General features: G+C 56.6%; 19 protein-coding genes and 1 pseudogene. 6 read left to right on the top strand and 14 right to left on the bottom strand.

Translation table 11 applies throughout. From position 1 onward, the window contains the following. Positions 1-24: 24 nt before the first annotated feature. Complete coding sequence (locus BDD14_RS10840) at positions 25-870, bottom strand: DeoR/GlpR family DNA-binding transcription regulator (protein WP_165420021.1); 846 nt, start codon at positions 868-870, stop codon at positions 25-27. Continuing rightward, complete coding sequence (locus tag BDD14_RS10835; RefSeq protein ID WP_130418818.1) at positions 870-2,246, bottom strand: sugar porter family MFS transporter; 1,377 nt, start codon at positions 2,244-2,246, stop codon at positions 870-872. Before BDD14_RS10835 ends, BDD14_RS10840 begins: the two co-directional genes overlap by 1 nt. 213 nt (positions 2,247-2,459) lie before the next feature. Between BDD14_RS10835 and BDD14_RS10830 the strand changes: the two genes are divergently transcribed. Next, a complete protein-coding gene (locus tag BDD14_RS10830; protein WP_130418817.1) occupies positions 2,460-3,011 on the top strand; it encodes a glucose-6-phosphate isomerase family protein in 552 nt (183 codons plus the stop codon). A gap of 16 nt (positions 3,012-3,027) precedes the next feature. After that, a complete protein-coding gene (locus BDD14_RS10825; protein ID WP_130418816.1) occupies positions 3,028-3,804 on the top strand; it encodes a glucose-6-phosphate isomerase family protein in 777 nt (258 codons plus the stop codon). Between the two features lie 18 nt (positions 3,805-3,822). On the opposite strand, the gene BDD14_RS10820 is transcribed toward BDD14_RS10825, so the two are convergent. Both BDD14_RS10820 and BDD14_RS10815 read right to left on the bottom strand, forming a co-directional pair. Further along, positions 3,823-5,562, bottom strand: a complete 1,740-nt coding sequence (locus BDD14_RS10820; RefSeq protein WP_130418815.1) for a class I mannose-6-phosphate isomerase — start codon at positions 5,560-5,562, stop codon at positions 3,823-3,825. Beyond that, on the bottom strand, positions 5,555-6,508 hold the full coding sequence (locus tag BDD14_RS10815) for an ROK family protein (protein WP_130418814.1): 954 nt from the start codon (positions 6,506-6,508) through the stop codon (positions 5,555-5,557). The genes BDD14_RS10820 and BDD14_RS10815 overlap by 8 nt, the downstream gene beginning before the upstream one ends. 444 nt (positions 6,509-6,952) lie before the next feature. On the opposite strand from BDD14_RS10815, the gene BDD14_RS10810 reads away from it, so the two are divergent. Continuing rightward, on the top strand, positions 6,953-8,494 hold the full coding sequence (locus BDD14_RS10810) for a TonB-dependent receptor (RefSeq protein WP_165420020.1): 1,542 nt from the start codon (positions 6,953-6,955) through the stop codon (positions 8,492-8,494). After that, positions 8,448-9,854: a TonB-dependent receptor domain-containing protein gene (locus BDD14_RS10805; RefSeq protein WP_130418812.1), complete on the top strand. Its 1,407-nt coding sequence runs from the start codon at positions 8,448-8,450 to the stop codon at positions 9,852-9,854. Before BDD14_RS10810 ends, BDD14_RS10805 begins: the two co-directional genes overlap by 47 nt. A 272-nt stretch (positions 9,855-10,126) precedes the next feature. Here BDD14_RS10805 and BDD14_RS10800 read toward each other — a convergent pair whose 3' ends face one another. Then, positions 10,127-10,597 (bottom strand): hypothetical protein, encoded by a 471-nt coding sequence (locus BDD14_RS10800; protein ID WP_130418811.1) that lies wholly within the window; start codon positions 10,595-10,597, stop codon positions 10,127-10,129. A gap of 419 nt (positions 10,598-11,016) precedes the next feature. Here BDD14_RS10800 and BDD14_RS10795 point away from each other — a divergent pair, with 419 nt between their 5' ends. Together BDD14_RS10795 and BDD14_RS34435 are read left to right on the top strand one after the other, a co-directional pair. Next, positions 11,017-11,547 (top strand): Mu transposase C-terminal domain-containing protein, encoded by a 531-nt coding sequence (locus BDD14_RS10795; RefSeq protein ID WP_130418810.1) that lies wholly within the window; start codon positions 11,017-11,019, stop codon positions 11,545-11,547. Between the two features lie 280 nt (positions 11,548-11,827). Next, positions 11,828-12,385, top strand: a pseudogene (locus BDD14_RS34435) (TniB family NTP-binding protein); the annotation flags it as partial. A 444-nt stretch (positions 12,386-12,829) separates the two neighbouring features. On the opposite strand, the gene BDD14_RS34430 reads toward BDD14_RS34435, so the two are convergent. From BDD14_RS34430 to BDD14_RS10755, 9 genes are all read right to left on the bottom strand, one after another. Beyond that, positions 12,830-13,087, bottom strand: coding sequence for an IS66 family transposase (locus tag BDD14_RS34430; RefSeq protein ID WP_423201790.1), 258 nt, complete (start codon positions 13,085-13,087; stop codon positions 12,830-12,832). Between the two features lie 52 nt (positions 13,088-13,139). Continuing rightward, complete coding sequence (locus BDD14_RS31740) at positions 13,140-13,415, bottom strand: IS66 family transposase zinc-finger binding domain-containing protein (protein WP_165420019.1); 276 nt, start codon at positions 13,413-13,415, stop codon at positions 13,140-13,142. Next, positions 13,397-13,819, bottom strand: a complete 423-nt coding sequence (locus BDD14_RS31735) for a hypothetical protein (protein ID WP_165420018.1) — start codon at positions 13,817-13,819, stop codon at positions 13,397-13,399. Before BDD14_RS31735 ends, BDD14_RS31740 begins: the two co-directional genes overlap by 19 nt. Positions 13,820-13,980: 161 nt before the next feature. Continuing rightward, positions 13,981-14,271: an IS66 family insertion sequence element accessory protein TnpB gene (gene tnpB, locus BDD14_RS10780; RefSeq protein WP_242617880.1), complete on the bottom strand. Its 291-nt coding sequence runs from the start codon at positions 14,269-14,271 to the stop codon at positions 13,981-13,983. Beyond that, positions 14,268-14,603, bottom strand: a complete 336-nt coding sequence (gene tnpA, locus BDD14_RS10775; RefSeq protein WP_130418807.1) for an IS66 family insertion sequence element accessory protein TnpA — start codon at positions 14,601-14,603, stop codon at positions 14,268-14,270. The genes tnpB and tnpA overlap by 4 nt, the downstream gene beginning before the upstream one ends. 191 nt (positions 14,604-14,794) lie before the next feature. Continuing rightward, the gene (locus BDD14_RS10770; protein WP_130418806.1) at positions 14,795-15,682 is read right to left on the bottom strand and encodes a cytochrome c oxidase assembly protein; all 888 of its coding nucleotides are present in this window, start codon (positions 15,680-15,682) and stop codon (positions 14,795-14,797) included. A gap of 21 nt (positions 15,683-15,703) precedes the next feature. After that, positions 15,704-17,203, bottom strand: coding sequence for a cytochrome b N-terminal domain-containing protein (locus BDD14_RS10765; protein WP_130418805.1), 1,500 nt, complete (start codon positions 17,201-17,203; stop codon positions 15,704-15,706). Continuing rightward, a complete protein-coding gene (locus BDD14_RS10760) occupies positions 17,191-17,856 on the bottom strand; it encodes a QcrA and Rieske domain-containing protein (RefSeq protein WP_130418804.1) in 666 nt (221 codons plus the stop codon). Before BDD14_RS10760 ends, BDD14_RS10765 begins: the two co-directional genes overlap by 13 nt. A gap of 58 nt (positions 17,857-17,914) precedes the next feature. Continuing rightward, positions 17,915-18,655: a c-type cytochrome gene (locus tag BDD14_RS10755; protein WP_130418803.1), complete on the bottom strand. Its 741-nt coding sequence runs from the start codon at positions 18,653-18,655 to the stop codon at positions 17,915-17,917. Between the last annotated feature and the right edge of the window lies 1 nt (position 18,656).

Raw genomic sequence — 18,656 nt, 5'->3', positions numbered from 1 at the left:
GCCAGTTGTCGAGGAGCCACCTCTTCATACCCGCCTGACGTCTACTCCACGTTCGACGAATGGCGCGATCATCCCGTCAGTGGCCCCGGTATCCGTGATCAGAATGTTCAGCTCTCCGATATCGCAGATGCGCCAGCCCGCTACCTTCCCGAATTTTGTGGAGTCAACCACCGCAATTCGACGGCGGGAAGCCTTAACCATCGCCGCGTTGAGTTGGGCCTCTTCCGAGCTGAGACAGCTGACTCCCCATTGTCCGTCAATGCCATCCGAACCGATGAACAGGGTATGGATCAACATCTGCTTCAGACTGTCCACCGCGGTAGGACCGACAAGGGAAAACCAATCGCCTCGAAGATGGCCGCCCGTAACAAAGATGTCGAGGTCTTTCCGCTTCGATAGCTCCATGGCCACGTTGACGGTATTTGTGACAACCGTGATGTTTTGGTTCAAAGGAAGTCCGCGGATGACCTCAAGGGTGGTGGTGCCCGGAGTCAACGCGATTGTGTCCCCTTTCTCAACGAGTGCGGCCGCTGCCTGGCCGATCCTTCGCTTCTCATCGGAAAAGCTCTCGAGATGGGCCTGAAAAGTCCGATCATTCTTGAATGGCTCGTAGAAGAGAGGTTCGAGCAGTGCGGCGCCGCCATGGGTTCGCTGAAGGACCCCATCATTTTGCAGTTGATCCAGGTCGCGGCGGATCGTAACCAAAGATGTCCCGAACTTCTCGCTGAGAGATTCGACCGTGACATTGCCAGATTTGCGCAAGTGTTCGAGGATCGCATTCAATCGTGTCTGCTGCTTGCCCGGTCCAGATGGCTCGGACGCTTCTCGCGTCTCTTTCTTCGGTTTCTCTGGCTGCTTACGCTTCGCCATTATCGCTGGCTCCAATAGTGCTGTATTTGTTCGAGTGACTTCCCACGTGTCTCGGGAATCCATTTCCAAATGAAAACGAATGTTATCAAGGATAGCAACGCGTATAGGGCAAACGCTCCGGAGAGGCCCATGCTGTCAACAATGGAGAGAAAGGTAAGGGTCACGACCAGACACGCAGACCACAAAGCCATAGTGGCAATCGAGGTAGCTTGACCGCGCACGCGGGTGGGAAAGATCTCGGCGATATAAACCCACACGCCCGGCCCCAGGCCGACCGCGAAAAAGGCAATGTAAGCCAAGATGCAGCCGAAGATCAGATATTGGCCGCCAGGCCCTAACTTGAACGACGCGGCCAGGACCGTGAGCGAGATAGCCATACCAGCCGTTGCAACAAGGAAAAGCAATCTACGGCCCCAGCGGTCAATGAAGAACATGGCCACGATGGTAAAGATCAGGTTCACCAGGCCGACGACCACATTGACGCCAATGGCGAGCTTCATGGACTGACCGTGGAACTGTTGGGCGAAGATTAGGGCCCCGTAGTAGAGCACCGTGTTGATCCCGCAGATCTGTTCGAGCACGGCAAGAGCAATGGCGATGAGGAGTCGCGGCCGCATTTGTTCCGAGAACAGTTCTCCGGCCCCTCCGCCCTCTTCTGAGATCGCAAGCTCGATGGCATTCATTTCCGCCTGAACGCCGTGTGGTCCGGCGATCTTCTCCAGGACCGCGTACCCTGCTTCCCTCTGGTTGTTAGCGACCAGCCAGCGCGGGCTCTCCGGTATGTAGAACAATCCGACCAGAAAGCCGACCGAAGGAAAGGCAGCCACCCCGAACATCCATCGCCAGCTCGTCGAACCTAGCCCTGCGAGTTGCCAGTTGCTGAGGTACGCAACCAGAATTCCCGTCACGATCGCGAGTTGATTCAGTGAGACAAGTCGCCCCCGACTCTCCGGTGGTGCTACCTCCGAGATGTAGACGGGGGTGAGAGCTGAAGCAAGCCCGATTGCCAGGCCTCCGAAACCGCGCATGCATGCAAAGAAGACGAAGCTGACAGCAAGAGCACTCCCGAGTGCGGATACTGCAAAGAGCAGTGCGGCGCCCATCAGGCTCTTGCGACGTCCGAACAGGTCGCTGCATTTGCCGGCTGCGCCAGCGCCGACCAGACATCCTAAGAGAAGGGAACTCGCGGCGATTTCTGTCTGAAAGCTTGTGAGACCGAAATGGACTTTCAGAAAGACGAGTGCGCCATTGATGACCGCCGTATCGAACCCGAAGAGGAATCCCGAGGCAGCAGCCACCGAGGCCACAAACCAGACATAAGCAGAGTTGCTCGTTCCCGAGCGCTGAGACCGCGTGGTTGGTTCGATTCCCGACATTTTGGCCCCGCATCGAAAAGAGTGAGTTGGACTGCGTCAGATACTTCTCCATCTATAACGTGATAGTCGGTTAGCACCTCTAAGTCAATCGTTATGGCTCATTTCGTAAGTTTCAATGATCGAAATTGGCGATAACGCAAGCGTGAGGAAGCGAAATAGATTGTGTTTCGATCACCAAACCCGCTAATGTAGAGTCGCGGGAAGTGGATCAGGATGATGGAACTTGATTGGCTGGGCGGCAAAATCGCTGGAGAGGGAGTGCTTCGGCTATCCAAGAAAATCCGTGACCTTGAAGATGTCTTCGAGGATCACGCAGCGTGGACCTCTATGGACCCGGAAACCCTGGTCTATTCCGTGGAATGGACACAGCCCACGGCGCAAGATAACGAAGGCGGGCTGTTTTGGGGAGTGACCGTCATTGAGCCGGGAAGGGTAGGGGAGGAGTTCTTCATGACGCGAGGACATTTCCATGCGAAACGTGATCGCGGAGAGTACTACACCGCCGTTCAAGGAACGGGGATGTTGCTCCTCATGGACGAGTCCCGGAGTGGCCGCTGGGAGCAGATGACGCCGGGCTCCTTACATTACATTCCCGGGCACACTGCACACCGAGTGGTGAACACCGGGCAAGATCCCTTGATCTTCTGGGCATGCTGGGCGAGCGATGCCGGTCACGACTACGGGACCATTCAACGAGAAGGATTCAGTCACCGTGTGATTGCCAGTGAAGGCTCTCCTCGCTTGGTACCCTCCACACAGCCTTGAGCCCATTGGATCGGATATGTCGTCATCACGAAATCTCGATCTACGATGGAATGAAGCAACGCAAAAGTTTGAGTACGGTGCGAACGTGTTTGGGCCACTTCCAGAGCACCGGCGTTTAGATGCTATTCGCGCCAGTCTTCTTGATCCGCAGTGCAGCGGACCTGACCCGGTCTACAGCATCGTGATGGATGTCGGCAGAGAAGAGCACAAAGGTGAATTGGAGCGCCGCAATCTCTTGTTCGGCGTTGTCTCATACCCTGCCGGCAGACTCGGGCGCGAACCGGTACGCAGTCAGGGACACATTCACAAGATTTCGGCCCATTCCGGATGGTCGGCGCCGGAGTTGTTCGAGATATGGGACGGCACCGCGATCATCTATGCTCAGGAATCGACGAGTGATGACCCAGGTAGATGCCTTGCAGTCACCGCCTTGCCTGGAGATCGAGTCGTTGTCCCGCCGGGTTGGGCTCATTGCGTGATCAACGCCAACCCGCATGAACGAATGATTTTCGCAGCATGCTGTGACCGCGACTACGGCTTCGTGTACGACGGGGTGAGGGCGCGCGGAGGCTTGGCTTGGTTCCCAATCCTCGATGAGAACGGTGGCATCCGTTGGGAGAGCAATCCTCGGTATCGAAGCTCTTGCCTGGAAGAGCACAAGGCGAGAGCTTATCCGGAGCTTGGGCTATCCGACACATCGATCTATGATCAGTTCGCTCAGGCTCCGGAAAGTCTCCAGTGGGTTTCAGAACCATCCTTGTTCGCGACGGTCTGGCGTTCATTCGAACTCTAGAGCGGTTCGGTGGTCGCTTCATTCCGGTCGCACGTATGCCTTGAGTGTGGCGCACTGCTTGCCAACCGATGGTCCATGAGGCCGGATCTGGTAGCCACCCACGGCCGCGGGAACGATAAAGGTCTCCGCATAATGTACGACGAACGGCGCGAATGAGCCTGTAAGGCTCTCAACAATCGCCTCCTCGCCCTCAACCAGATTCAGTACGTTCACGGTTGCGTTGGTATCGTGCGGGACGGTGCCGGTAAACCAATGACGGCGAGTCTCAATGAATTCGAGTTCATGAAGGCCGGTACGTTCTTCGCGCCAGCCTTCTCCTTGACCGACGGCTTCAATCCTGTTGACCAGGTTCTCCTTGATCCATGCCGCCTTGCGGTCCCATTGGATGTTCTCTTCTCCTCGGGCGATATTGATCGGTCGCGGTTGTCCGTCCAGCCCGAGACGGCCCCAATCCCATAGCTTGAGCGTGAAGATGTAAGGAGTCGCACTGATCTCGAGCACCATGCTGCCCGCTCCGGAACAATGCACCGTCCCTGCCGGAATGAGGAAGTGGTCGTGTTTGCGTGCAGGCCATTTGCTCACGTAGCGGTCAGCGTCGAAGTCTGGTCCACCTTCTTGTGCGGCCTGCAGATCCTGCAGCATCGCGGATGGATTGATATCTTCCTTCAGGCCGAGATAAACGGTCGCATTGGGCTCGGCATCGAGCATGTAATAGCTCTCGTCCTGGGTATATGCCAGGCCGAAATGCTTGCGCACGTAATCATTGAGAGGATGGACCTGTAAAGAGAGATTGCCGCCCTCGATTGTGTCGAGGAAATCGAAGCGGATGGGGAACTCAGCCCCAAACCGTCCGAAGATATAGCTCCCTAAGAGCTCCGTGGGGTGAGCGAAGACGAGATTGATCGCCGGGATCTCGACACGAACCGTCCCGAAACCGAGGAGGAGACTGTTTTCCTCCGGCACACAGTCGAAGCACCAGGCGTAATTCGGAACGTCCTTGGGAAGATCGAACTCACGTTCCATCCAGTGACCTCCCCAGGGACCTGGATCGAAGAATGGCACGACGCGAAACGGTTGGCGTGCTGCCTGGTCAAGACCAGCTCTCATCTGATCGCCCGTAATCATCTTGGGCGTAGCTTGGTCGTTCGTGTCGAAAAGAAAATCGATGGTAGGAAGCAGCTTCTGTTTGATTCGATCCGCCGCCCGCCAATCGAGGAAGTACGCCCGCTTATATTTCTGAGCCGGCGATTCGTCGGTGTTATTCGCTCCGAGATTGCCGATCTCTCCTGCGCGCTGTCGTCTTTGTATTTCCCAGCGGGCTAGGTCAGCGTAGACAAGAACGTAGTATTCGTTCGCAATCTCAACAGCACCAGTGCCGATAACTAGCGCGATTCCTGCGGTCGACGACTCGAGTTTTTTCTGCGCTTCTGACACCTTGAGGGGATCGAAGAAGTCGCGCACCTCAACCGAGTTGAACGTTCCGAAGACGGGGTCATCCGTCAGCAATGGTGAGACTCGCTTGTCGATCTCATCCGGTGACAGAAGAAGTGATTCGGTATCGATGACAACCTGCGGATCGAGCGCTGCTTCGAGCTCCTGTTTGATCTCCCGCACGGACACGCCCGGATAGCACTCGACGCAAACGACGCAGCGCTTGCCGCTCGTCAATCGGCGGAGGTTCTCCCGGATAGCGTCCCACCCGACATGACAATCACCTGCATCGGATGAAACAGGAACATAAGGCTGCTTATCATACATCTAGTTCGCTCCGTTTTATAAGTTCGATTAGTGGAACCGCTCCAAGTAGCGGTGCGCTATCGCCCAACATGGCAGGACGCACCTGGACTGTTCCCCAGGGAGTCCATGTGTGTTCTTTCACGTACTGCTGGATGTACGGCACGATCAGATCGCCGCGCCGCATCACGCCGCCGCCGATGAGGACAAGCTCCGGATCGTAAGCGTGAATCAATGACGCAGCTGTGCGAGCCCACACCCGGATGCAGTGCTCACGGACGGCTAAGGCAACCAAGTCACCGTCATCGGCTGTTTGAAACAGATTTTGAAAGTTCAGCTCCATACCTGCGAGAGAACTCGATTCGAATCCGGGCCAGCCCCTGCATATCCTCGGCAAAGCCCATCCTGAGGCCTCCGACTCAGCGCAACCTATTCCGCCACAGTTGCATGGGGAGCCATCGAAGCGAGCCGCAAGATGTCCGCCAAGGCATCCCGCCTGAAAATGCTTCCCGACAAGAAGCCGCCCGTCGATCATTGCGACCCCACCGATTCCGGTGCCAAGCGTCATCATGACGATGTCGTTGGAGCTGGTCCCGCTTCCTGCATACCATTCGCCCAATAGAGCGAGACGTGCGTCGTTCTCGACTGCGATCGGCAGTCCGAACTCTTCGGCCGCCCAGGTCTTGAGATCGACTTCGGTTGCATCCGTGTACTTCAAGTTGGTCGACGTCACACGGGCGTTCTTGCGATCTACAAGGCCGCAAAACCCAACGGCTATTCCTTCTATCTGGCCCAGCCCAAGCCCGGCATCTGCCGCAAGCTTCCGGAGTGTATCTGCCAGCACAGGCAGAAGTTCCCGAAGCTTCCGATCGCCATCCGTCGGTACGACCTGCGATGTGTGAATGGTCCTGTCTTCGACGACAGCGCAGGTTGCGTGTGTGCCGCCGAGATCGATTGAAAGTGCCCTCATATGGACATCCTGACCCGTCGTCCCTCGAAATCAAAAACTTTCCGCATCTCGCACCCCTGGAACGGTGTTTGAGCAAAATCAAATAATATGTGCAATGCAATATAACAATCACACGTTGCTTGCGTTTTGTCCACAAACGTACATTGAAATGCTTCTATTGACAAAAAAAGAACAATTCGTCTATGTTGGCCAATCAGTTCAAGTTTCTGCTCGCCTTCCCCGGTCTATGAAAAACGCAGGTCTTATTCCTCGGCGTCGGAAGGCTCTCAGCAGGGCGTTATGCGATGTCTCTTGGAGGCGACAGTGGACTTTCGAAACAACGGGTGCAGCATTGCAGGTAGAGTCACGGGAACTCGTCTAGGCAGAAGGAACTTAAGACCTGGCGATCGAACAACCACACACAGTCAACGTTCATGCCCATCACAGGCTCCTTATCGCGTTTGGTTGGGTAAGCTTCTTTTGCTCCTGTTGGCATGTCTCAGTTCGGCGGTGCTTCGCGGCCAAACGACGAACGGGCTGATCACGGGCGTGGTCTCTGACTCGACTGGAGCCAGTATCCCCGGCGCGGACGTCGACGTCGTCAACACCGGAACGGGAATGCATCGGACCACCAAAAGCAACGCGGGCGGCGAGTACATCCTCCCTCAGCTCAATCCGGGCAACTACAAACTGACTGTGACGATGGATGGCTTTGCGACGATTAACCGGGAGAATATCCAGCTTCAGGTCAACCAGAGCGTCACGCTGAACTTCCAGCTCGCGGTGGGACAGACCTCGCAAACCGTAAACGTCACGGACGCGCCTCCTCAGCTCAACACAACCTCTGCAACGTTGAGCAACGTGGTGAACCACGAAGACACGGTCAATCTTCCGCTCAACGGACGCTCGTTCACCCAACTGACTCTTCTGACTCCGGGCGCTGCACCAGTCCAGAACGGGCAGCAGGGTTCATTCACAGTGTCTTTGGGGGCTGGCGGCATCAGTCCATCAGTGAACGGACAACGCGGAGAGCAAAATAACTTCACGATGGACGGCATATTCAACAATGCCACTTACACGAACACTTGGGTGATTGCGCCTCCACCAGACGCGATCCAGGAGTTCAACGTGCAGTCGCATATCACGGACGCACAGTTTTCGGTCTCTTCGGGTGCAAACATCAACCTCGTGACCCGCTCCGGTACGAATAAGTTCCACGGAGCGCTTTGGGAATTTCTCCGGAATGACATCCTTGACGCCCGAACCTTCCCGGAGACCGAGCGTCTGCCCTATCGGCAGAATCAGTATGGTGTTTATCTTGGCGGTCCTGTAACGGTACCGCATATCTACAGCGGGAAAGACAAGACTTTCTTCTCGTTTTATTGGGAGGGATTCCGGTCGGCGCAGACAAGATCGTATCTGGCCAGCACTCTCACCAACGCAATGAAGCAGGGGGATTTCTCTGCGGTCCTCGGCGCGCAGGTTGGGACCGACAGCCTGGGTCGCCCGGAATATGCGAATCAGATCTATGATCCCTTTTCAAGTCGTCCCGATCCGGCACACCCGGGCCAGTCCCTACGCGACCCTTTTCCGGGAAATGTCATCCCTAAGGGCAGGCTGAACTCTGCAAGTCTGCAGATCCTGCAAAAATATTACCCGGCTCCAAACCTCAATGTTCCCGAAGGTACCTTGCCCAACTATCAGTTCTCCGGTGCAACAAATACGGATAGCGATATCGTCGGTGTTCGACTGGACCATCAGATCACAGCGAACGACTCCGTCTTTCTCCGTTTCAATCGTTCGAATCAACACGTGATCAGCCCGCAGGATCTGCCGACGTACGTGCACACCCTGAGCAACTACACCCAGCAGGCTGCTTTCGGCTATACCCATATCTTCGACCCGAAAACGATCCTGAATATCCGGTATGGATACTCCTACGTTAACTTCGCGAGCAACGATGAGCCGGCGGGGCCAGGCCTTCACAGACGCGATTGGCTTTACTGAAGCTGCCCCTGCACATGCTGGGATCCAGCTCGGACCGCAAATCAACATCTCAAATGGCTTTAGTGGCGTGGCTCAGTTTGCCATCCCGTTGGGTCCGCAAGAGACGATGGACTATCACGCCGACCTCTCCAAGGTTGTCGGGAACCACACGCTCGGCTTCGGCGGTCTTTACTACCACCTTCGGAGCTATGACGATGGATGGGTCGCAAATATGAGCTTCGCGCAAAATGCCACGGCGCAGGGAGCAACAGCGGGTCCGACAGGCTATGGTCCTGCCAGCTTCCTCCTTGGCACGCCGAACAGCTATGCTCCATGGGTTGGGAACATCGGAGCAGACCAGACGGTGAACTGGTATGGCGTCTATGCGCAGGATCAATGGCAACTTACGAAGAAGCTTGTTGTGACCGCCGGCATTCGTTGGGACTATGTCACTCCACCGAACTACCACAAGGTCGTCTCAGGTCTCGACGTGTTGACTGGGCAGTTCATTGTGTCAGGTGCAGTTCCGCCGTACTACCCTACCGCCACTGGACCGAGCGGCTACTTCCACCCGCAGTACAACGGATGGGAGCCACGCTTTGGTGTCGTCTATTCCGCGACAGACAAGACCGTCGTGCATGCAGCCTTCGCGATGCTTGACGATCACAACAACACCCTGGTTCAGGAGAATCAGAACCTTCGATTGACTTGGCCCGGCGGTATTGCCGCGAATTTCACCAGCCTCGATCTTGGCGTACCGACGATGTATTTCGGAAATCTCCCGACCGCCTCGTCCTTGCTTCAGAACGTGGCTCCGTACGCAAGTTATGGAGCTAACCCCAACAACAAGATCCCGTACTCCATGCAGTACAACCTCGGTGTGCAGCAACAACTCATGTCCACCCTCACGATGAAGCTGGATTACGTGGGATCTGTAAGCCGGCATCAGTACATCGTGCCGACGGTGAATACGGCTCTCTATCCTGGACCTGGTCTCATCTCGGACAGGCAGCCCTTCCCAGAGTATGGCGGTCCCTTCTCCTACGCCTGGAACGCAGCTCCCGCAAGCTACAACGCACTGCAGGCTCAACTGCAAAAGACGGTATCGAATGGTCTGTCGTTCCTGGCCTCGTACACCTGGTCTAAGTCCATGGATTGGCAATCTGACCCATATGTGAACCAGCAGCCTAACTTCTACAACCTGAAGGAGGATTGGGCAGTATCCGATTGCAACCGTGCGCATATGTTTGTGTTCAGCAGCTTGTATCAGCTTTGCCAACGTATTGAGCCGTGCCTGGCGAGGTGCCAGGATCCTTACCGCTGGGCAGCGGGAAGAGTGAGGGGAGCGAGGCGACTCCGATTGCGTCGGAGGGAGCGGTGAAGGCAAACGTATCAGCCGGGAGGGGCGGATTCAGATCAGCCAGGATGAAGATGGTTTCGTCGCGCTCCTCGCGCCAGTCGGCAGGGGAGGCATAGCCATACCTTGACTAAGCTGATGCCGATCGCGGTATTCACTTTTTAAGATAATCAGGTTTGCAGGATCGATCCAAACTGTATTGCGCCAAGCGATGGGCCGGGTAGGATCGCGATCAAGCCTCTGCTTGTACTCGAACTGGATGACCGTGCACTTGACCTTTTGGCCACGGTACTCAATCAACTCCGAGGGTGCAAAGCGGGCAAATTCGTATGGTCACGCATCTGGGTGACCGAAGTGACGAGGTAACGCGCTTCGACAGGAGCATCGTCATCGCTTCCGGCGGAGGAAGGGCGCCGAAAGAAGGAACCAGTTGGAGCTTCATCGTACTGACCAAAGCTTCGGCGAAGGTGCCACTCGCTCTTGCCGTCGGAAACGATCAGGCCGGACCCGCTAGAGGTGCGACCATCATAGTGGAAGCGGTTGCCGTCCGCCATCAACGCGATGAGATGGCTGGTGGTTGAGTAGTTATAGAGTTCGCTGTGAGACGAGCGGCTGGTAGTGGCTTCAAGGTGAACAGACTTTGCGTTTATGTAGTGGTCAGCGATACGGTTGAGCATTTCAATGGCTTCCGTAGAGCTTTCCTGGGTGACGGCACGATAAGGGCAGAGCACTAACGAGAGAGCCAGTAGAGGAGTGTATCGCAACATGGCGTTGAGGCTCCAGATTTTGCTGACGGAATAGTAGCCAAACAACATTGCCGAAGCAATGCTGCACCAAAACGGTGCCGCCTCCGTACTTTGCCAAGCGGCTAGCTACTCAAATGACTAAAGGTCGGAAGCCATTTTGGCGAGCCATGCCTACACGTCGACTCGAGCAAAGCCCACATCACCCGAACGGGAAGCGAATAACTGCCGAGCCAACAAACGGTGTAGATGTTCGCCGTAAACAGCTTGATTTGTTCGTTGTTGATGAGAAGGGGACATGGCTCGGACGGCCCTATCTCGAACTGTACATAGACAAAGTCAGCGGCTGGGTCCTGCCGGTGGCCGAATCCAGCGCATCACTTTTTGCGCCGTCGGCCAGGCAAGAATGCGCATTATCTCTATCGCAACTCTAAGGAGGGCACGTGCTACGCGAACTCGAACCCGCAAATTGGAATAAAGGTATAAGGCCTTTCGAAACTGCGCATATTGAGCATGTCGAGATCGAGTTGGAGATCTCAGATACTGGAGCCGGAAAAAATCCAGGAAGACTGTGGTTGACGGTCATGGCAGACGCGTGCAAGTGGCGCGTATGTGATGTGTACCACCAGAAAAAGCACCACTCCCTGGGTATGCCCCCCGAAACTATGTGGGAGTTGAACGTCCGGACGGAGGACATTCGCTTCCCGGCCGACCGTGAATGCCTGAACATCGTGATGGGGAGGCCCTACCCGCGCGTCTTGACTCACAAAGGCATCGAGTTCAAAGGCCTGTATTACGGATCCGACGCCTTACATCATCTTCGCCACCTCTATGGAGCAACGTTGGACGTACAGATACGGGTCGACGAAAGTGACATAGGAGAAATCCATGTCTTGTACGGCGATGAGATCGTTATTGCCAGGGCTCTCAGAGACGACTATGCGGTTGGTCTCAGCCTCTGGCTTCATGAGTAGATTCAGAAGCACAGCCCAAAGTATGACCCCGATACATGGCTAGCGGGGAAGCAGCGGATCAAGCAACTATTCCAGAGGGATCGGGAGCACTTGAAGGGCCTGTCGAGGCGAGGCAAGGCCCGCATAGTTGAACAACAGCCGGAACTAGCTCTCCCTGCACCCAAAACGATCCGGGCATTGCCAGGCCCTTCAGCAACGTCTCCTGCCAGCAAATCTCTGAACCTCGAACTATCGGGCATCCCTACCTACAAAGCTGTGCGCAATCACGGAGCTTAATGAAATGTTCGATCCCCATACTTTCCTCAACGTGACGATTCCCCATGCCGCCTCCACCGAGGTCACGGAACGTATAGAACTCTTGGCAGCTGCGAGAGATAAACGTGAGGACCCATATTGTGTCGCCCTTACGGGACCAACTGGAGCCGGAAAGACGTTCACTCTCGATGCCCTGTACGAGAAAAACTGCTCCTACGAGACAACCGAAGGGACGGTGCGTCCTTGGGCAAAGGTTAAAGTACCTTCGGTACCGACGCTAAAGAATATGGCTGCGTCAATCCTCACCGTATTGGATCCAGGAGATTCTGGTATTAGATCGACAGAGAGTCAAATAACACATCGGATCACAACGCTCTTGGAAGAGTGTGAGACAGATGTTATTTGGCTTGACGATTTTCAGCACCTCTATGACAGACATAATGAAAAATTATTTTACGAAGCATCGAATTGGCTGAAGAACTTAATCGAAATGAAGAAAGAGAACGGGACTAAGCGGATGCTAATTGTCTCTGGCCTTGACGACGCCATGGAAGTGATTAATCACAATTCGCAATTGCGCAGGCGCTTCCGAGCGAAACTTTCGCTGCTGTGCTTCTCATGGAGCGATGTAAAGCAGAGAACGGAATTTGCCGCTTGCCAACAAGAGTTCCTCAATCATATGGAGTCTCAATTCACACTAAAAGATTTACGCAGTGCGAGCTTTATCTTCAGGTGCTATTGTGCAACCGGTGGATTAATTGGCTATCTGAAAAGATTGCTCCAGGAAGTTGTTCTTTCTGCTGATGGGTGTAAGAAATCTACGATCGGCATAGAGGACTTTGATCTGGCATACGACCGATATTTATGCGGCAGTCCGGAGCTGCAGAATATCGACTGCCGACCATTCAGTAAAGAATTCAATCCAATTCCAACCGAACAGTTGCTCGCTCTGGCACGCCTCATCGGTACGCCACCTGACCGACCGGTGGCCACGGTTCGCAAGAGGGCGCCACGAACCTTAGGGACCTCATCCGCCATAGGCATCGGCCAGGAGCACCTGGTTGTAGTCCTTCAGAAAACGCTTCGGTCCATCGCGACCGCGATCCAGCGTGAAGTCGAAGATAGTGTAAGGTTGCGATGCATCGCCCACGTAGACCCACATGCGCGCATTCGCTGTTTTGCCCTTACTCAACATGGGCAGGATCGTATCGTCGGTGGCCACCACGTGCGAGGCGCGCACACGCTCGACCATCAACGCATACAACGGTTCGACCAGCTCAGCCACATCGCCGCACCGTACTGATTGCGTGGCCCGCGAGATCTCGAAGCCTTGCCTCTCAAAAGATATCTTCCAGCCTATACAACGGAAGGTAGTCAGAGTATTTGCTGGTGACGATGTAGGCCAGCAAGCCCGGGCCTGCCAGACCCTTGTCGATCGCCGTCTCCGGCTTCTTCGCCGCTTGGATACTCGGGTTCTCGCCGTTCGTCTCGCAGCTCGTGCAGGCGTACTTCCTGCGCACATGATGGATGCGCTCGAAGTGGCCGGGAAGATACTCGATCTGCCAGCTTTCATCGGCGCCGATTTCCTTGCGCGTCAGTCCACAGCAAGGCAAGCCCGTTCTGCTTCGTTTAATTCGTAGACATGCATGGTGACAGGCAGGTTCTCGAAGTTGGCGAGATTGCGCCGGCCCTTGCGCCGCTTCACGCGCCGCAGTTCTTCCGTCGGCTCCACAGTGCGTGGAAGATCGTCTGCGTAGATCGGCTTTTGATCCAGCTCTTCGGCGAAGTTCAGCAGCAGTTGTGCAAGCTCTCCCTGCGCTTGCAGCCGATCCGCGCGCGGACCGTAATACCACTTCTTATAACGCTCCAGCTCCAGCCTCACGCGAACCAGCTCTACCTGCAACCGCTCTTTTTGCTGGCTCTGTTCGTCGCGTTCCAACAGCAGTTGCTGCACAAGCGCTCGCAACGATGCACTGTCTTCTGGTAACTCGAACGAGTTAGGATCGATCTCCGCCACTTAGTAAGTAGACGTGAGTGTAAAGGGATAAGGCACCTCACGCTACGGCGTTTTCCCGGTCCTTCGATCGACTCGTCGGCGGTAGTTTATAACGCGGTGCTCGCTTCAACTTCGCCATGTCGATGCCATCCAACAGCATCGCCAACTCACTCGCTCGCAGCTCAACCGAACCCACACCTGGCGCAACGCGCGGGAAGCTTGAACACACCCGCTTTCAGACGCTTGTACCACAGCACATAACCATCGCGGTCCCACGCCAGGATCTTCAAGCGGGAGCCGCCACGCGATCGGAAGATGAACAGATGACCGCTGAGCGGGTCTTCACCGATGACCGTCTGCACGCGCTGCGCCAGACGATCGAAGCCGCACCGCATGTCGGTCGCCTCCGCCGCCAGCCAGATCCGCGGCCCCGGCGCGCCATCCAATGCCTGCAGACGTGGAAGACCGATCATGACTCCATCTCCAGAACAGACAGCAGCCGATGCAGGTGAGCCGCATCAAATCCAGGCTCTACGATCAAGCTCCAGCCGCGGCGATGTCGTAGCTCAATTCCCACCATCTGCACCGATACTGGCGATGACGAGGCAGACGCTGCGGGGACTGCCACCTCAACAGCGACAAAGGATGTTGCTTCGGACTGACGCAAGCGCTTCTTCCACTCGTAGATCTGCCAGTCCCGCAACCCGTGTTCACGACAGAACGCTGCTACGCTCTTACCGCTGGCGGCTTGCTCAGATACACGACCGCTCCATCGCGATACATCTTCTTCCTTGTAACGTCCCATGACTCAAGAATCATGCCCTAAGCAGAACTCCACAAGATGCCGTTCGCATAGCGCTCACGAAGGTAACGAAAAGCAGGGAATGGATAGAACCGTTTCGTGAAACTAGTACCCTCGATGGGCGTGCCATAATTGCTTTTGTTTTGTGTAGTTATAAAAACGGAATCTACAGCTTCAGGGGAAAGGGTTGGTAGCTATGAGGTTGCTCCCAAGCGTTTTTTAAGCAGGCTCTCGGAGTCGGGCCTGGAAATTGGCTCACGCCGGCGTGTCTCTTGTCGCAGAAGACGGATTGTGACGGCGACGATGGGGATCAAGAAGACCATGGAGCCGATGACCCACATAATGACTGCGCCCACGACCTGGTCAGAGAGCGGCGATATGTGGAACGGATTCGGCTGCTCCAGATAGTAGCTGTAGACCGGACGGTCGCAGAAGGCCAGGAACGCCGAGAGCGCGCTGTTTACGATGTCCGCTAAGGCGAGGTAGGGGAGCATGTACCAGCCCTGATTGCCTGCGCTCGTGGGCCATGGACGGATCAGCGGCCACCAGAAGAGAATCGACGTCCCCAGGAAGCAGATGTGTTCGAACTCGTGCCAGTGTTCGTGCTCGAGCGCGTAGTTATATGCGGCGGGTACGTGCCAGCCGAGAAAGATAAGATTCATCGCGAGCCATGCTACAACCGGTGTGGTGAGAGTATGGCCCAGACGCCGGAGTGCCTTACGGCGCAGCATTGGCCCGAGCACAGAGGCAATGAGTATCCGGGGAAGGCCGCGCAGAAGGGGGACGGTCGGATAACCGAGAAGCAGAAGCGGCGGGACGAAGGACATGAGGAGCAGATGCTCCACCATGTGGGCGCTGAGAAGCGCATCGGCGAAGCCATCGAGCGGTGAACTGATCGAGATCCAGAGGATGGCGAGACCGAGGAGCAACGATATCAGTCGCCACGATGGAAACAGCGATGGCCGGGTCTTGCGAATGGCGAGCCAGCCACGGAGGTAGACCACTGCGGTGAGGATCACCGCAGTGGTCAGAAAGAGAGGGGGTGACCAGTCGTCGAAGATGGCACGGTATTCAGGAGGCATAGGAAGGGAGTGGGCGGAGCACTAGTGGCCTCCGTATGAGGTTGACTGCTGTTCGCTGGATACTACCGCTTGTCGCGAGGCATCGACGGCAGGAGACAGGTTGTTGCCACGCAGTGTTTTGAGGAAGCTTACGAGAGCGGTGGTCTCGGAAGGATTGAGCGCGTTTCCGTAGGCGGGCATGTTGCCCCCTCCCTGGAGGACCTGCCGGATGATCTGGTCTTCGGTCATGCGCGAGGCCACGGAGTCGAGTGCCGGGCCGCGCAGGCCGCCTTCGCCGCCGACGGAGTGACAGTTGCGGCATTGCTTATTCTGCAGAACGAGGGCTCCCTCTCGTTCGAGTGGGGTTCGGTCCTTCAGGTAAGTTGCAGGAATGGTATCGCTGCTCCACGCATTCATGATGGGACTCCACGGCGTATAGGTGCCGAGGCGGGTGAAGGCTCCGAGGGTAACGGCGATGACTGCAACCATCAGCACGGCTACGGGGCGGCGCGTCCAATGCTTTTCACCTTCGCCTGAGAGCAGGGGAAGCAGAAGCATGCCGCCGATGCCGATGACCGGAGCGATGAAGAGTACGGGCGTTTCGAGGCTGGGTGGAAGGTAGGCGAGGACCGCGTAGATCCAGAGGAAGGCAAAGTCGGGCTTGGGTGCGGTCTCGATGATGGTGGGATCGGGCTGGCCCGTTGGGCCGAAGGGGCCGAACCAGAATGCGCAGGCCATGATGGCAAGCATGATGGCTGCGGCGAAGATTACGTCCTTCCAGGCGGCATCGGGGACGAAGGGGATGCCGGTCTTCTCGGTGAGTTCGTGATATTCGCGGGTGTAGGTCTTTCGGTTGACGAGGCGACCGGGCATGGGCCACTCGTTGATGCCAAGCCGCACCACCATCAAGAGGTGTAGACCGACGAATGCAAGCAAAGCGCCGGGAATGACGAAGACATGCAGGGTGAAGAAGCGGGTGAGCGTAGGACCGGCGATGATTGGACCGCCGAGCAGCATGTTCACCAGCGGGCCACCGATCAAGGGAACGCGGCTGGAGATGGAGGCGCCGATGCCGAGGCCCCAGTAGGCGTCCTGATCGAAGCGAAGGACTTGGCCGGTGAAGGCCATGCCGAGGGTTAGAAGCAGGAGGAGGACGCCGATGATCCAGGTGAGCTCTCGTGGGAACTTGTATGCGCCGAAGAGGAAGACTTGTGCCATGTGGATGAGGACGATGGCGATCATGAAGTCGGAGCCCCAGCCGTGCATGGCGCGCAGGTACCAGCCGAGCGTGACGTTGTGGTCGAGGAATTCGAGGCTGCTCCACGCGTGGCTCGCGGAAGGAGTGTAGACCAGCGCAAGCAGAATGCCGGTCATGACTTGGAGAACGAGGATGACGGTGGCGGCGCTGCCGAAGACGTACCACCAGCTGGATGTGCTGGAGGGAACGTCGTGAACGGCGGCTTCGATGGCAGGAGTGCCGATGCCGAGCCGCTGTTCGAACCAGTTGTAGACGCCGATGCCGCGTTGTTTTAGCCCTGACATGAGCTGCACCTCGGCTTGAGTTGCTCTACGGCTGCGAGCCCCGCAGGGCTGGTTCCTTCGATTTGGGTTAGGGGTGCCTCGGTCTGGGCCTGGGTGGCTAGCGTTGGCATTTTGCCGGCGCTTATCACGAGACGGCCATTGACGACCTTGTGGTCATACTCGAAGAGACCGCGCTCGGGTGGGCCAGAGGCTCGGGAGCCGTCGGCGTAGTAAGCGCCACCGTGACAGGGGCAGAGGAAGAGCTTGGACTGGGAGAACCAGCGGACAGGGCATCCCAGGTGCGCGCAGTTGATGGCGAAGACCTGGAAGTCGCTCCCGGAGACGCGGCGAACCCAGCACGGAATGTCGCCGGTCTGACCGTCCCACTCTGTGGTTACGGGATTGCGGAAGTTGACCAGGCGGGTTTCGCCTTCAGGAAAATCGCTGAGCGGGCCAAGGTTGATCCACGAGTTCTCGCTGGAACTCTTCTTCAGCGCGGGCCCCAGAAGATAGCCGAAGATCGGCACTGCCAGAAAGGCGCCAACGGCTCCATTCACCAACATGGAGATCTTGAATAGGAAGACGCGGCGCGAGTGGCCTGCGCTCTTCGGGCTCGCCACGGGCTCGGTTGGGGTAGCTTGATCGCTTGGTGAGATCTGCTCACTCTTTGTCATCGCGTTTCTGCTCCAGTGGGGATCTTTTTCTTGTTGAACAAAATTGATGCCATATGCGTTAGTAGTGCGTGAGATATGGTTGGCCAGGATTAGAGACGCGCTTCGATGCGAGCCAGGCGACGATGTCGGTAATCTGCTGGTCGGTTAAAGGTTGCGCCGCGTCGGTGCGCCAGTCGGGCATTCCCTCGTGGGGCCGGCCTGCGATGATAATGCTGCGGAGACCCTGATCGCTGATGAGAGCGAGATAGGAGGGGTCCACGATGGAGCCAAGTCTGCGAGCGCCGGATTTGCCTGCGGCGTTGTTTTGATCGGTTGCGGTTCCTTCGCCTGCAGGCCCATGGCATCGAGCGCAGGAGGAGGTGAAGGCCTGTTGTCCATGCTCCGCATCATGCGTTAATGTGGCCTGGTAGGGCGGGGGATTCTGCCCTGCGAGAAGATTCGGCGTCCCCCACTGCTGGACAATGCCCTGCGCGAGCACGTTGATTTGTTGGTCTGTCAACATGCCGCCAGCACTCTTTGCGAAGGGTGGCATCAGACTTCCGGTAATGCCCTTTGTAATCGTCCGACGCAGGTTATCTTCTCCGGCCACCGCGATGTATACCGGGTTGGCAAGAGAGATGGCGGCTCCGTTCCTGCCACTTTCTCCGTGACAGGCTGCGCAGTTCTCTTTATAAAGAGTCGGGAAGGCGAGAACCTGCTCAGGGCGAACAACCTCGGGTCCCGGCCCGGGCCGGCCAGGAATGCGGCTACAGCCCGTGAATACCATGCAGCCCGTAGATAGCAGGAGAGCGCCGAACATT

It is taken from the genome of Edaphobacter modestus, from assembly GCF_004217555.1.
GTDB classification, from domain to species: domain Bacteria; phylum Acidobacteriota; class Terriglobia; order Terriglobales; family Acidobacteriaceae; genus Edaphobacter; species Edaphobacter modestus.
The sequence above is the reverse complement of the archived record's forward strand: the minus strand, read 5'-3'. Positions and strand labels throughout refer to the sequence as shown.